This is a genomic window from Pseudomonas sp. ANT_J12 (assembly GCF_008370045.1).
Classification (GTDB): Bacteria; Pseudomonadota; Gammaproteobacteria; order Pseudomonadales; family Pseudomonadaceae; genus Aquipseudomonas.
This window is the reverse complement of the sequence record NZ_VOBN01000019.1, coordinates 79,126-94,202: the sequence shown is the minus strand read 5'-3', so window position 1 is coordinate 94,202 and position 15,077 is coordinate 79,126. Positions and strand designations below refer to the sequence as shown.

The 15,077-nt window shown below is 61.4% G+C and carries 10 protein-coding genes; 2 read left to right on the top strand and 8 right to left on the bottom strand.

The window, feature by feature from the left end:
• Nucleotides 1–6: 6 nt before the first annotated feature.
• The 8 genes from FQ192_RS27360 to FQ192_RS27325 all read right to left on the bottom strand — a co-directional run bounded on the left by FQ192_RS27360 (nucleotide 7) and on the right by FQ192_RS27325 (nucleotide 11,614).
• On the bottom strand, nucleotides 7–3,210 hold the full coding sequence (locus FQ192_RS27360; RefSeq protein WP_149661311.1) for an ATP-binding protein: 3,204 nt from the start codon (nucleotides 3,208–3,210) through the stop codon (nucleotides 7–9).
• A 12-nt stretch (nucleotides 3,211–3,222) separates the two neighbouring features.
• Nucleotides 3,223–3,843, bottom strand: coding sequence for a response regulator transcription factor (locus tag FQ192_RS27355; protein WP_149661310.1), 621 nt, complete (start codon nucleotides 3,841–3,843; stop codon nucleotides 3,223–3,225).
• Nucleotides 3,844–3,986: 143 nt separating this feature from the next.
• Nucleotides 3,987–4,421: a response regulator gene (locus FQ192_RS27350; protein WP_149661309.1), complete on the bottom strand. Its 435-nt coding sequence runs from the start codon at nucleotides 4,419–4,421 to the stop codon at nucleotides 3,987–3,989.
• A 76-nt stretch (nucleotides 4,422–4,497) separates the two neighbouring features.
• On the bottom strand, nucleotides 4,498–5,703 hold the full coding sequence (locus tag FQ192_RS27345; RefSeq protein ID WP_149661308.1) for an EAL domain-containing protein: 1,206 nt from the start codon (nucleotides 5,701–5,703) through the stop codon (nucleotides 4,498–4,500).
• A gap of 125 nt (nucleotides 5,704–5,828) precedes the next feature.
• The gene (locus FQ192_RS27340; protein WP_149661307.1) at nucleotides 5,829–6,218 is read right to left on the bottom strand and encodes a hypothetical protein; all 390 of its coding nucleotides are present in this window, start codon (nucleotides 6,216–6,218) and stop codon (nucleotides 5,829–5,831) included.
• A gap of 218 nt (nucleotides 6,219–6,436) precedes the next feature.
• A complete protein-coding gene (gene mgtA, locus FQ192_RS27335; RefSeq protein ID WP_149661306.1) occupies nucleotides 6,437–9,142 on the bottom strand; it encodes a magnesium-translocating P-type ATPase in 2,706 nt (901 codons plus the stop codon).
• 520 nt (nucleotides 9,143–9,662) lie between these two features.
• Entirely contained in the window at nucleotides 9,663–11,000 is a 1,338-nt protein-coding gene (locus tag FQ192_RS27330) for a lysine N(6)-hydroxylase/L-ornithine N(5)-oxygenase family protein (RefSeq protein ID WP_149661305.1), read from the bottom strand.
• Between the two features lie 131 nt (nucleotides 11,001–11,131).
• A complete protein-coding gene (locus FQ192_RS27325; protein ID WP_149661304.1) occupies nucleotides 11,132–11,614 on the bottom strand; it encodes a sigma-70 family RNA polymerase sigma factor in 483 nt (160 codons plus the stop codon).
• Nucleotides 11,615–11,934: 320 nt separating this feature from the next.
• Between FQ192_RS27325 and FQ192_RS27320 the strand changes: the two genes are divergently transcribed.
• On the top strand, nucleotides 11,935–13,098 hold the full coding sequence (locus tag FQ192_RS27320; protein ID WP_149661303.1) for an efflux RND transporter periplasmic adaptor subunit: 1,164 nt from the start codon (nucleotides 11,935–11,937) through the stop codon (nucleotides 13,096–13,098).
• Entirely contained in the window at nucleotides 13,099–15,072 is a 1,974-nt protein-coding gene (locus FQ192_RS27315; RefSeq protein ID WP_149661302.1) for a MacB family efflux pump subunit, read from the top strand.
• Nucleotides 15,073–15,077: the final 5 nt, after the last annotated feature.

Genomic DNA, 15,077 nt, shown 5'->3' with positions numbered 1-15,077 from the left:
CGTGCGCTAGCCAAGACTCTGGTCGAGGCGCGCCATGCTCTGCTGCAAGCGTTCGACGGCCTCGTCGATCAACACCGCACGGCCTTCGGCGCAAGCCATTTCCAGTTGCTCGCAACACTCGACCAGCCGGATCGCCCGGACCATGCGCGCACCGCCCTTGATGCGGTGCGCCAGGTCCTGGAGGTCCTGGCGATTGCCCGCCGCGTGCGCCTGAAGCAGGTGTTGACGATCCTCACGATTGGTCACCGCCAGATCGTGCACCAGGCGATTGATCAAGGTGCGGTCGCTGCCGACGTATTGCTCAAGGCCACTCAAGTCAATCTCTGATGCCGGTGGTGACGGAATATCCGCAGCGTTCAATTCGCCTGGAAACCTGGCCGCCAGCCACGCGCTCAGATCCCCCAGACGAATCGGTTTGAACAGGCAATCATCCATGCCGGCCTCAAGGCAACGGCGCTTTTCCTCGGGCTGGGCATTGGCGGTAAAGCCCAGGATCAGCGTGGCGGGCAAGCCTTGGGCGCGTTCTTCATCACGAATCGCCATCGCCAGTTCATACCCACTGAGCACCGGCATGTTGCAGTCGGTGATGAGCACATCGAGCGGCTGGCGGCGCCATTGCCCCAGCCCCTGTTCGCCGTCCTCGGCCTCCAGCACCCGGTGCCCCAGATAACTCAGTTGTCGCGACAGCAACAGCCGATTGGCCGGGTAATCATCGACCACCAGAATCGTTAACTGCCGGGTCGGCAGTAACAATCCATTGGGCGGCACAACGTCGCCAACCAAGGGTTGAAGGACTGGCACATCCAGACTGACCTCAACCTGCGTGCCCCCACCCAGCGTGCTGTGAAGCTGCAATCGCCCGCCCATCATTTCGCACAAGGAACGGCTGATCACCAAGCCCAGCCCTGAACCGCTGCGGCCGGATTGCGGCGTCTTGCCCGCCTGGACGAACGGGCTGAACAGCCGCTGCTGGTCGGCGGCGCTGATGCCGATGCCACTGTCTTCAATCACCACGCTCACCAACCGATGGCCGGAGATCCCGGGCTCGGCGCGCAAGGTCAGGCTTACCTGACCTTCTTCAGTGAACTTGATGGCATTGCTCAACAGATTGGACAGCACTTGCTTGAAACGCAGGGGGTCGATCAACACATCGCAGTCACTGTGCTCGTCCAGTTCGACCCGCCAATCCAGCCCTTTCTGCCGCGCCAGCCCTTCGAAAACCCGGCACACCGATGCCGTCAATTCGTGCAGATTGGCCCGTTCCGGCGTCAGCGACAAATGCCCGGACTCGATGCGGGCGATGTCCAGAATGTCGCCGATCAACGCCAGCAACTGCTGCGCGGAACCGGACGCCACCTCAATGGCGAAACGGTCGGTGATGCCCTCTTCGGAGCGTTTGAGGGCCAGTTCGAGCATGCCGATCAGGGCGTTCATCGGCGTGCGGATTTCATGGCTCATGGTCGCCAGAAACGTGGTTTTTGCCCGGTTGGCGTCGTCGGCGGCATCCTTGGCGTCCTGCAACTGCTGCAACCATTGTTGGCGTTGGCGAATCTGTCGGCGCTGCCAGGCGATCCAGCCTAACGCCAGTAACAGCAAGGCGCCGACAGCGGCAAAACCTTGAAAAATGGCGCGGCGATGACGCAGCCAATAACTGTCGTCCACCACCTCGTTGTTGCTCCAGCGCGCCACCAGTTCGTCCAGTTCCTGGGGCGGAATGCTCAGCAAGGCCTTGTTCAGAATCGAGTGCAGCTCAAGCGCACCGCGTTCGGTGGCCAGGGTGATGCGCGCCGGTTCGTCGCCCACGGTACTGTTGATCCGCAAGCGCTCGCGGTAATGCCGGGCAATCAGGTAACGGGTCAGGATCAGTGAACTGAGGGCCGCATCAGCCTGCCCTTTGATCACCGACTCCAGGCCCTGGGCCGGGCCTTGCACCTCCACCAGGCGAATGTCCGGCGCGCGCGCCCGAATGTACTCGCGCAACGGATGACTGTGGTAGATCGCCAGGCGTTTTCCGGCCAGATCATCCAGGGTTTTCGGGCTGCCCGGGGTCGCGCTGCTGACCAGCACGAACGGGTTGCTCAGGTACGCGCGGGTGAAGCGCAACTCGCCTTCCCATTCGCGGCTGGGAATAATCGCCGGCAACAGATCAATCTCCCCGGCCTTGAGTTGCTGGACCTGCTGATCCAGTGAACGGCTGCGCAGGACCTTGAAGGTCAAGCCGCTGCGCTGGCTGATCAAGGTGAGTAATTGCGCGGTCAAGCCGCTGAAGCGCCCCTGGGCATCGAAAAATGTCAGTGGCGCAAAGTCTTCGACAACGCCCACGGTCAACGTCGGGTGCAGAGCCAGCCAGTGTTGTTCGCTGGGGCTCAATCGAACACGTTGCTGGCCGGAAATGTTGGCCCGGTCCGCACTCCAGCGCCGCTCGATGGCATCGCGCCGGTCCATGGGAATCGCGGCCAGTGCCTGATCGACAATCCTCGTCAGCCGCGCATTGCTGCGGGCCAGGGCAAAGCCAAACGGATTGGCGTCCAGCCCGGAGGGCCCCGCCAGGTGAACGTTGTTCAGGTAGTTATTGTTGATCAGGTAATTGGCGCTGATGAAGTCGCCCAGGTAGACGTCATCCTGGCCGAACGCTACGGCGCCGATGGCTTCAAGCGTCGAGGGATAAAGGTGCAGACTCGCCTCGGGATAGAACGCAGTGATGCTTGCGGCGGGCAGATAGTCATCGACCATGGCGATGCGCTTGCCGGCGAGGTCCTCGGGCATTTGCTCGTCCAGCCGGGTGACCAGCATGGGTTGATCTTCGGCATAGGCCCGCGAACTCATCAGTTCGGGATCGGCCGCCTCGAAGTTGTTCGACGTCCCGAGCAGATCCAGCTCATCGACCTTGAGTGCCTGCATGGCGGCGTCGCGCGTGGCGTAACGCCGGACCTCGATCTTGACGTGCAGCAGTTGGGCCAGCAGATCGGCGTAGTCGGCGGTGATGCCTTCCAGTTCATCGTGATTGCGCGTCACCTCGAACGGCGGGTAGTCCGGGCCCGTTACACCGAGACGCAAGACCCGCTTGTTGCGCAGCCATTCCCAGTCTTTGTCATCGAGGCGCACATCGAAGCCGTCCACGGTGGAGCGTCCGAGCAGATGCTGGCTGACCGGCTCGGCCGCTGCATGCGTCATGGTCAACAGCATCAGCAGCAAAAGACAGGCACGCATGGTCTGGCTCGTTCAGATCAGATGGTTGCGTTTGGCAAATTCACGCAAGTACACCGACGAAGGCACTCTGAGTTTTTCAGTCAGGCGCGTCTTGTAGGTGCTGACGGTCTTGTGGCTCAGGTGCATGACCCTGGCGATATCCTTGTTGCTCATGCCGCGAGCCAGGTGCTGGCAGATGGTCAGTTCGCGATTGGAGAGTAAGTCGATCAGTTGTTTTTCGGTACTTTGCAGACTGTCCCGCGATACCGCTGGCAACTGGGTGAAATAGGTGTAGCCGGCCATGAGCGCGTGCACCGCTTCGTGCAAATGCCTCAAGTCGTTGGTTTTGGAGACATAGGCCAGGGCCCCGGCACGCATGCAACGCTCTTGAAAATGCTGCGGGTCCAGGGACGAGAAAACCAGCACCCGGCACGACTGATCACTGGCCCTGATTCGCTCCAGCACATCAAGCCCGTCGAGGGACGGCATGACCAGATCGAGCACCAACAGCTCCGGCGAATGCTCGCGCAACAGCGACATCACCTCGCTACCGTTCGACGCCTCAAAAATGCGTCTGAAGCCCTTCTGCTCAAGGACAATTTTGACTGCGGCCCGTACCACCGGATGATCGTCCACAATCAACGCTGACTTCATGGCAACTCCTTGTGCAAAGACATGACGACTGCACACCGAATACCACCGGGATTAGCCCGGTGTAGACGCAACGGCTGCGCAATGACTTTTGCATGGGAGATCAGGCAAAACCACCTGTCAGATCTGACAGTTCCGACGAACGGTCAACCCTGCTGTTGCTTGTACAAGCGGGTCAACCAGGGTTGGTCTTCAGCCGGCATCGGCGGATCGACCACCGTCATCAACTGCACCAGGGTGCCCAGATCGGGCAGTACCCCATGGCTGACCTGAACCTTTTGTTGCGCACATCCCGGAATCGGCGGCAATTGGGCCCGCTCACCGTCATAGATCAAGGCGTAATGAACTTGCGGGTTGTTCAGAAAGAATCCCAACCAGTCCAGCGCCCCGTGCGCCATGGCGGCATTGACCACCACCAGATCGAACGGCTCGCAACCGTACTCCACCAGGGTCAGCAGTTCTTCGAGATTTTGCGCGGGTGCAACACGGAAGTAATCGAGTTGATTGAACAGCCGCTCGACTTTCATCCGATGGAAATGCTGCTCGTCGGCGATCAGTATTCGTAAGGCTTTATTCGGCATCATTGCCTCGGGAGAGTGAGAGATTCATGTCGCGCAAGGCTACGGAACACCTGTTGAATTTTCTGTAGGACCTTTCCTAAAAATCACTTCTCACCGCCCCACGCAAAGGCAACCATTGCAGCAAATCCTCACTGCTCATGGGTCGCGCGTACCAGTAGCCCTGCCCTTGGGTGCAACCCAGCGCCAACAATTGCTGGCGTTGCGCCTCGGTTTCGATGCCTTCGATGACCACCGACATCCCCAACGCCTCACCTAACGCCAGGGTGCTGCTGATCACGGCGCGGCAACGAGGTTCGTGTTCCAGGGTGCGGACAAATTCGGCATCGAGCTTGATCTCGTTGAACGGCAACTGACACAGGCGTTGCAGCGAGGAAAACCCGGCACCGAAATCGTCGATGGACAACCGACAGCCCATCATCCGCAAACGCACCAGGCTTTCGAGGCTGGTGGCCGGGGCCTCCAGCAGACCGCTTTCGGTGAGTTCAAACGTCAGGCTCGCGCCCACTGTGGCGTGCCGGGCCAGGATGTCCTTGATGGTGAACGTCAGCTCGCTATTGGCCAGTTGCGAGGTTTGCAGGTTGAACGCCATGTTCAGCGTGAAGCCATGTTGCCTGGCCTGTTGTTGCAGGCTCAACGCCTGATCCAGTTGGGCAAACAGCAACTCATCCATCAACCCGCATCGCTCCAGCACCGGCATGAACACCGCAGGCGACAACACACCCTTGAGCGGATGCAACCAGCGACATAGCACCTCGACCCCACACACGCCACCGGTTTGCAGGTTGAACTTGGGTTGATACCAGGCCTGCAATTGCCGGGCGGCCAGCGCCCCACGCACTTCCTGCTCGGTGGCCAGCTCCGGGATTTGCATCGACCAAGGCTTGGCAACCGGGCTGTTGAGGTAATTGTTCAACAATTGCGCCAGCACCTCACCATGCAACGGTTTGCCGACATCGCCGAGCAGCGCCAGGCCCGACAGCGACACCATCTGATGCACCGCCCGACGCAAATCCGCCGACAACACACTGCTGATGATGATCGACTTCACCTGCCCCGAAGCGCCGACCCGCTGCAAAAAGGCCAGGCCGTCCATGCCTTCCATCTGCAAGTCGCACAGGGCGATATCCACCGCGCCGACCGCGTCCAGGACCTCCAGCGCTTCGGCGCCGTCGCTGGCTTCGAATACCTCGTGGCAACCCAGCGTGCGCAACATGTTCACGGCGACGGAACGCTGAAAGGTGTGATCTTCGAGCACCAGGACACGCAGAGGCAGGTTAGGCATGGAAGGCGTCGACTCGTCGGTTGGGGTGCGACGATTGTCCAGGAACCACGGGGCAAGCTAATTAGGAAACGTCTGAAACTCTGTAGGAAACGTCCCATAAACCTTCTAGTGCCGGTAGAACTGGATCACCACTCAAGGCTTTGCATAAAAGCCTGGAGCGTTTGCCGATCCGGCGTACGAATGAGGCTCAGTTGTCGTCGGCACGAGGTAAACAGCAGCTCGGGCTTTTCCTGGCCGCGACGTGCGTCATGGATCAAACCGTGGCGGACCTGGGCATTGCGCATGAAAAACCGGTGAGGATCGGCACCGGCGCTGCTCAGTAACTCGCCGTTGATGATCAGCAGGTCGAATGCCTCGAAGGGTTCGTAGGAATAGTGGGTCAAGTCCAGAAGTTCGCGCAGGGAGGTCACCTGGGTGATGCGTCGATAGCCCAGTTCGTTGAGGTGTCTGGCCATGCGTTGTTGCAGAAGTGGCTGGGGTTCGGCGATCAGGATGTGCAGGGGTTGAAGCGACATGGGTTTCGACTGGTTCGGGGTTTTCCTAACGCTAGACGAAACACCTTGAAACCGATGTAGGACGCTTCTGAAATGTGTCTTCAGCAGGTCCAACACCGATGTGGCGTTGGCGCAACACCTGTGGCGAGGGAGCTTGCTCCCGCTGGGCTGCGAAGCGGCCCCCTTCGACGACGGCTTCGCCGCCGAACGGGAGCAAGCTCCCTCGCCACAACAGCGTTTTATTGCCAGCCAAACCGGCGAATGTAGAAGCCCTTCACCGCCTGGGTCAGGCCCATGTACGCCAGCAGAATCACCGGCAAAAACACGAAGTACAGCGACGGCAGCGCCTGCAGTTTGAAGTAGTGCGCGAACGGCCCCATCGGCAGGAAGATACCGATGGCCATGATGACCCCGGTCATGATCATCAACGGCATGGCCGCGCGGCTTTGCAGGAACGGGATCTTCGGTGTGCGGATCATGTGCACGATCAGGGTCTGGGTCAGCAGCCCCACCACAAACCAGCCGGACTGGAACAACGTCTGGTGATCCGGGGTGTTGGCGTCGAACACGTACCACATCAAGGCAAACGTGGTGATGTCGAAGATCGAGCTGATCGGCCCGAAGAACAGCATGAAGCGCCCGACGTCCGCCGGTTGCCAGCGTTGGGGTTTCTTCAGCATCTCGGCATCGACGTTATCGAACGGGATGGCAATCTGCGAAATGTCATACAGCAGGTTTTGCACCAGCAGGTGCATCGGCAGCATGGGCAGGAACGGGATAAACGCACTGGCCACCAGCACCGAGAACACGTTGCCGAAGTTCGAACTGGCGGTCATTTTGATGTACTTGAGCATGTTGGCGAAGGTCCGTCGTCCTTCCAGCACGCCCTCCTCCAGCACCATCAGGCTTTTTTCCAGGAGGATGATGTCGGCCGCTTCCTTGGCGATGTCCACCGCGCTGTCCACCGAAATACCGATGTCCGCTGCGCGCAACGCCGGGGCGTCGTTGATGCCGTCGCCCATGAAGCCGACCACGTGGCCGTTGCCTTTGAGCAGACGCACAATGCGTTCCTTGTGCGACGGTGTCAGTTTGGCGAAGACATTGGTGGTTTCCACCGCCAGCGCCAGTTCGGCGTCGCTCATGCGTTCGACATCGTTGCCCATCAACAGGCCTTGTTGCTCCAGGCCGACTTCGCGGCAGATCTTGGCGGTGACCAGTTCGTTATCGCCGGTCAGCACTTTCACCGCGATGCCATGTTCGGCCAGCGCCCGCAGGGCCGGCGCGGTGCTTTCCTTCGGTGGATCGAGGAAGGCGACGTAGCCGATCAGGGTCATCTGTTGTTCATCGGAGATGCTGTAGACCGCCTGATCCTTGGGCGTGTGCCGCGCCGCCACGGCCACCACGCGCAAGCCTTCTTCGTTGAAAGACGCGGTCACTTCACGGATCCGCGCCAGCAGCTCATCGGTCAACGGTTCGTCGTTGTCGCCGTGGCGAACCCGGGTGCAACCGGCGAGGATTTCTTCCACCGCGCCTTTGCACACCAGCAAATGGTGCTGTTGATCATGCTCGGCCACCACCACCGACATGCGTCGGCGGGTGAAGTCGAACGGCACCTCATCGACCTTGGCAAACGCCGTGGCCACTTCCAGTTCCCGGTGCACTTCGACGTGTTGCAACACCGCCACGTCCAGCAGGTTTTTCAGGCCCGTCTGGTAGTAGCTGTTGAGGTAGGCCATTTCCAGTACGTCATCGGACTCTTCGCCCCAGACGTCCACATGCCGGGCGAGGAAGATTTTGTCCTGGGTCAGGGTCCCGGTCTTGTCGGTGCACAGCACGTCCATGGCGCCGAAGTTCTGGATCGCGTCCAGGCGCTTGACGATGACTTTCTTGCGCGACAGGAACACCGCGCCCTTGGCCAACGTCGAGGTGACGATCATCGGCAGCATTTCCGGGGTCAGGCCCACGGCAATCGACAGCGCGAACAGCAGCGCCTGCATCCAGTCGCCCTTGGTGAAGCCGTTGATGAACAACACCAGCGGCGCCATCACGAACATAAAGCGGATCAGCAGCCAACTGACCTTGTTCACGCCATTCTGGAACGAAGTCGGCGCCCGGTCGGTGGCGCTGACCCGCTGGGCCAGGGCACCGAAATAGGTGCTGTTGCCGGTGGTCAGGATCACCGCAATGGCTGAACCCGAGACCACGTTGGTGCCCATGAACAGAATGTTGTCCAGGTCCAGCGGGTTGGCGGTGTCGCGGTCCTGCTGGCGCGGGAATTTTTCCACGGGCATGGATTCGCCGGTCATCGCCGCCTGGCTGACGAACAGGTCCTTGGCGCTGAGTACCCGGCAATCGGCGGGGATCATGTCGCCGGCCGAAAGCACGATCAGGTCCCCGGGCACCAATTGCTTGATCGGCAACTCGATGCGCTGCGCGCCCTGGCGCAGCACGGTGGCAGTGTTGCTCACCATGGCCTTGAGCGCGTCGGCGGCCTGGTTCGACTTGGCTTCCTGCCAGAACCGCAGCAAGGTCGAGAGCACCACCATGGAGAAAATCACCACGGCGGCCTTGATGTCTTCGGTGAACCACGACACCGCCGCCAACAAGGTCAGCAGCAGGTTGAACGGGTTTTTGTAGCAGTGCCACAGGTGCACCCACCACGGCAGCGGCTGTTCGTGCTCGACTTCGTTGAGGCCGAATTGCTCGCGCAGGGTGTCGGCTTCGAGTTCGCTCAAACCATCGCTGTGACTGCCGAGGCTGTCCAGCAGATGGCCGGTGTCGCTGTTGGCGGCGGACACCAACGTCTGCGCCAGGGTCGGCGGTACTTCACGGCTGACCGTGGTGTCGTTGATGCTTTCCAGCAAGGCCAGGCGACGGAAGTGCCGGGCGATGTGGCGGGTGCGCAGGAATCCGGCGAAGAATTCCTTGAGCAAGGTCAGGTTCATGGCAGTTGCCCCCAGGGTCAGCCGGGAAACCGTCGAGCAGGCGCGTCGAGTCGCCGCGATGACGACAGGCAAGTCGAACATCACGCACGGTTCAGCGTCGATGAGAGGGACCTCGGGTATCGCGCCGCCACTGGCCGCGATCGGGATGCCGCTACTCGCTTGTCAGCAAGGTAACGGCACAAAAAAATTGCGCGTTAGCTTGCCGAGAAAATGCCGGTCACTGAAACCGGCCGACGACTGTCACTCGAACAAGTACCCACTGTGGGTCTCCGCTATTGATGAAAACGCGCGAAGCTTACGCCCCGATTTCTGGAGAGTAAACGATGCTTGGGCGAGTGCCGGGAGAATCGGCAGGTTCTTCAGGAAGGGTTCAGGATGATCAAAAAACTGTGGCGAGGGGGCTTGATCGTTCCCACGCTCCGCGTGGGAATGCCTCCAGGGACGCTCTGCGTTCCAATGGGACGCGGAGCGTCCCGGGCTGCATTCCCACGCGGAGCGTGGGAACAATCAGGGAGAAGGGTTAGCTGGCAGTCGCGAGTAACAAATCCATCACCGAACGAGTATGCCCACGGGACTTGCCATGGTCATACAGCGACCCGGCAATCTCATCGGCGCGAATCGGCAGGATCGACAGCAAGGTATCGCTCAAGCCGTGGCTGGCCTGGCAGAAGCCCTGCATGTAGATGCCGGCCTTGCAGCGCTCGTCGGTGATCAGTTTGTAATGGCGGTCGACTTCGAAGTCGCCCAGGTACGCCTCCAGCGGCGCCAGCAGCTTGCGGTGCATCTGCCGCTCGTAACCGGTGGCCAGCACCACCGCGTCGTAATGTCGAACCGTGACTTCGCCCGTGGCATTGTTGCGTACCGCCAGCTCGATACCTTGCTCGGTGGCGGTGGCTTTTTCAATCGTGGTCAGGGTGCGGAACGCATGGCGCGCAATCCCGGAAACCTTCTGGCGATAGAAGATGCCGTAGATGCGTTCGATCAGGTCGATGTCCACCACCGAGTAGTTGGTGTTGTGGTACTCGTTGACCAGGCGCTCGCGCTCACTGCTGGCTTGCTGGAACACCAGGTCGGTGAACTCCGGCGAGAACACTTCATTGACGAACGGGCTGTCGTCCGCCGGCTTCAAGGCCGAGCCGCGCAGGATCATGTCCACCTGCACCGACGGGAAGCTGTCGTTCAGGTCGATAAAGGCTTCCGCCGCACTCTGCCCGCCGCCGATGATCGCGATGCTCATCGGTTGGTTGTCCACGCACGGCTGCTTGGCCATCTGCGCCAGGTACTGCGAGTGGTGGAACACGCGGCCATCATCCTTCAGCGCTTTGAACGCCTCCGGAATACGCGGGGTTCCGCCAGCGCTGACCACCACTGAACGGGTGGTGCGCACGTGTTGCTGGCCCTGGGTATCGCGGGAGATCACGCGCAGCGCTTCGACGTGCTGGTTGTGCAGCACCGGCTCGATGGCCAGCACTTCTTCGCCGTAGCGGCTCTGCTCGGTGAACTGCCCGGCGACCCAGCGCAGGTAGTCGTTGTACTCCATGCGGCACGGGTAGAAGGTGCCCAGGTTGATGAAGTCCACCAGGCGCCCGTGGTGCTTGAGGTAGTTGACGAACGAGTACGGGCTGGTCGGGTTGCGCAGGGTCACCAGGTCCTTGAGAAAGGAAATCTGCAACTCGCTCTGGGTCGACAGCGTGTTGCCGTGCCAGCTGTACGTGGCCTGCTTGTCGAGAAACAGTACATCCAGTTCACCCTGGCTCGGCCCGCGCTCTTGCAGGGCGATGGCCAGGGCCAGGTTCGAAGGGCCGAAACCGATGCCGATCAGGTCGTGAACGATGGGCGATGCAATTGCCTGTGTCATTTCCAGTGTCCTCTGGATGAACCCCGGAGCAGCGGGGATAAAGCCTGGGTGACCTGACCGGCCTTGGGGGGACAGCAGATCGTCTGTTGAGTAGGAACGAGGACAATGAAAAAAAATTTAATGGGTGGGGATCAATGGGCGTCCCATTGCTTGATACGCACCCGGCAATGTTTCATGGCGTTGACGATGTGTTTTTCCACCAGCGCCCGGGAAATCCCCAAGTGTTCGGCGATCTCGGGGTGCGACAGGCCATCGATCTTGCGCAGCAGAAAACTCTCGCGGCACAGCTTGGGCAATTCCGCCAGGGCGCGCTGGAGCATGGCCAGGCGTTGCCCGTGATCGAGGCTGGTATGCGGTGACGGGGTGAAGTAGCGCTCTTCGGTATCGAGCACTTCCAGGGATTCGACTTGCCGCAGGGCATTGCGCCGATGGTCGTCGATCACCAGGTTGAGCGCGGTGCGATAAAGGAAGGCCCGGGGCTGCTCGATCGGCGTGTCGCTGGAACGCTCCAGTACCCGCAGATAAGCGTCATGCACCACATCTTCGGCCACCTGACGGTTGCCCAGCTTGGCGTTCAGAAAGCACACCAGCTCGCGATAGTAGTTTTCCAACATGACTCCCGGCCGCACGCAGGCGGTTTCTATCCTTGAGCCAGATCGGCGACCGCCAAATGAGCAGTAGCACGATGGTGGCAATTTGAGTCGCGTAATTTATAGTAATTCTCATATAGATTTAAAGCACTTGATCCATTTGCCGGAGAAATAGCCTGGCAGCGCAGCTGTAACCCCCCTGTATCAAGGCTTAAATTCCCGGCCAGGGTTCTCGTTTACAGGACAGCTTCCCGTGTCTGTCGGCCGACCGACAGCGTCCAGTTGCGCGCCAAACGGTGTGCGCCGCCGCACGACGGGCCGATTTACTCTGGCTGGAACCCTGCATGAAACGTCCCCGTCCGACCCGACGCGCCCTGCTTGTAGCACTCTGCCTGATCCCCGCGATCGCGGTCGCCGCCTGGCAAGTGCTGCCCCCCGGGCGCGAAAAACTGGCCACGGCCCAGGTCACCCGCGCCACCATCGAAACCAGCGTGACCGCCCTCGGCACCCTGCAACCCCGTCGTTATGTCGATGTGGGTGCCCAGGCTTCGGGGCAGATCCAGAAAATCCACGTCGAGGCTGGCGATGAGGTCAAGGAAGGCCAGTTGCTGGTCGAGATCGATCCATCGACGCAGAAAGCCAAGCTCGATGCCGGGCGTTTTTCCATCGACAACCTCAAGGCCCAACTGCAAGAGCAGCGCGCCCAGCACGACCTGGCGCAGCAAAAATACCAACGCCAGCAGAATCTGGCCGCCGGGGGCGCCACGCGCGAAGAAGACGTGCAGACCGCGCGCGCCGAAGTGCGCGCCACCCAGGCCCGCATCGACATGTTCCAGGCGCAGATTCGCCAGGCCCAGGCGAGCCTGCGCAGCGACGAAGCCGAACTCGGCTACACGCGGATCTTTGCGCCGATGACCGGCACGGTGGTGGCAGTAGGTGCCCGGGAAGGCCAGACACTGAACGCACAACAACAAACCCCGCTGATCCTGCGCATCGCCCGTTTGTCACCGATGACCGTGTGGGCGGAAGTCTCCGAAGCCGATATCGGCCAGGTCAAAGCGGGCATGACGGCTTATTTCACCACGCTTAGTGGCGGCACCCGCCGCTGGAGCAGCACCGTACGACAGATCCTCCCGGTGCCACCGCGCCCGCTCGAACAATCCCAGGGCGGCAGTCCCACCAGTGGACGCAGCGGCGCCGAACGGGTGGTGCTTTATACCGTGCTGCTCGACGTCGACAACGCCGACAACGCGTTGATGACCGACATGACCGCCCAGGTTTTCTTCGTCGCGCAACAGGCGCAAAACGTCCTGACCGTACCGACCGCCGCACTGCAGAGAGGCTCCGAGACCGACACGCAGGTGGCACATGTGGTCGCGGCCAACGGCGATGTGCAGCCGCGACAAGTGCGCACCGGCATCAGTGACCGACTGCGCACGCAGATCCTCAATGGCCTGGCCGAAGGCGATCACGTGCTGAGCGCCCCGGTCACCGGCAGTGGAGGCTGAATGCAAACGCCCCTGATTGACCTGCGCGGTATCCGCAAAGCTTACGGCGGCAATGACAGTCCCCTGGTGGAAGTGCTGCGGGGCATTGACCTGTCGATTCACGCCGGGGAATTTGTGGCGATTGTCGGGGCCTCCGGCTCCGGCAAATCGACGCTGATGAACATTCTCGGCTGCCTCGACCGCCCCACCAGCGGCGAATACCTATTCGCCGGCGAAAACGTCGCCCGCCTCGACAGCGATGAACTGGCCTGGCTGCGCCGCGAAGCGTTCGGCTTCGTGTTCCAGGGCTATCACTTGATCCCTTCCGGCTCGGCCCAGGAAAACGTTGAAATGCCGGCCATCTATGCGGGTACCCCGGCGGCCGAACGTCACGCCCGCGCCGCCGCCCTGCTGGACCGCCTGGGCCTGGCCAGCCGCACCGGCAACCGCCCGCATCAGCTGTCCGGTGGCCAGCAGCAAAGGGTCTCGATTGCCCGGGCACTGATGAACGGCGGCCACATCATCCTCGCCGATGAACCCACCGGCGCCCTCGACAGCCACAGCGGTGCCGAGGTCATGACCCTGCTCGACGAGCTCGCCAGCCAGGGCCATGTGGTGATCCTGATCACCCACGACAGGGACGTCGCTCAACGCGCCAACCGCCTCATCGAAATTCGCGACGGCCTGATCATCAGCGACACCGCCGACGCCCCCTCGGCACCGCCGCGCAGCGCCAGGCCGGGCGCCTTGCAAGCCGTGGACCTGCGCCAGCGCCTGAGTGTCGGCAGCGAGAACACCGGGGCCTGGAAAGGTGAACTGGTGGATGCCGTGCAAGCGGCCTGGCGGGTGATGTGGATCAATCGCTTCCGCACCGCGCTGACCCTGCTGGGGATCGTCATCGGGGTCGCCTCGGTGGTGGTGATGCTGGCGGTGGGCGAAGGCAGCAAACGTCAGGTCATGGCGCAAATGGGCGCCTTCGGCTCCAACATTATTTATCTCAGCGGCGCCGCACCCAATCCGCGCACGCCGCCAGGGATCATCACCCTCGACGACGTCGCCGCGCTGGCGGCGTTGCCGCAAGTGCAACGCATCATGCCGGTCAACGGCGCGACGGCCGGCGTGCGTTTCGGCAACGTCGACCACACCAGCTATGTGGGAGGTAACGACACCAATTTCCCGGTCATTTTCAACTGGCCGGTGGTCGAGGGCCGTTACTTCACCCAGGCCGATGAGGACACTGGCGCCGCAGTTGCGGTGATCGGCAAAAAGGTCCGCGACAAGCTGCTCAAGGACGTCGCCGACCCCATTGGCCAATACATCCTGATTGAAAACGTGCCATTCCAGGTGCTTGGCGTCCTCGCCGAAAAAGGCTCCAGCTCCGGCGACTCCGACAGTGACAACCGCATCGCCGTGCCCTATTCGGCTGCCAGCGTGCGCCTGTTCGGCAACCGTAATCCCGAATACGTGGTGATTGCTGCCAAGGATGCCCGCAAGGTCAAGGAGGCCGAGCAGGCCATCGAACAAACGATGCTGCACCGGCACAAGGACAAAAAGGACTTCGAGCTGACCAACAACGCCGCGATGATCCAGGCCGAGGCCCGGACCCAGGGCACGCTGTCGCTGATGCTCGGTTCCATCGCGGCGATTTCGCTGTTGGTGGGCGGTATTGGTGTGATGAACATCATGCTCATGACCGTGCGCGAACGGACCCGCGAGATCGGTATTCGCATGGCCACCGGCGCCCGTCAGCGCGACATCCTGCGCCAGTTCCTCACCGAAGCGGTGATGCTCTCGGTGATCGGCGGACTCGCCGGGATCGGCCTGGCGTTGCTGGTCGGCGGCGTGCTGCTACTCAGCGATGTGGCTGTGGCATTCGAGTGGATCGCCGTGTTCGGCGCCTTCGGTTGCGCGCTGGTCACCGGTGTCATTTTCGGCTTCATGCCTGCCCGCAAGGCTGCCCGGCTCGACCCGGTCACGGCCCTTACCAGTGAATGATCGAC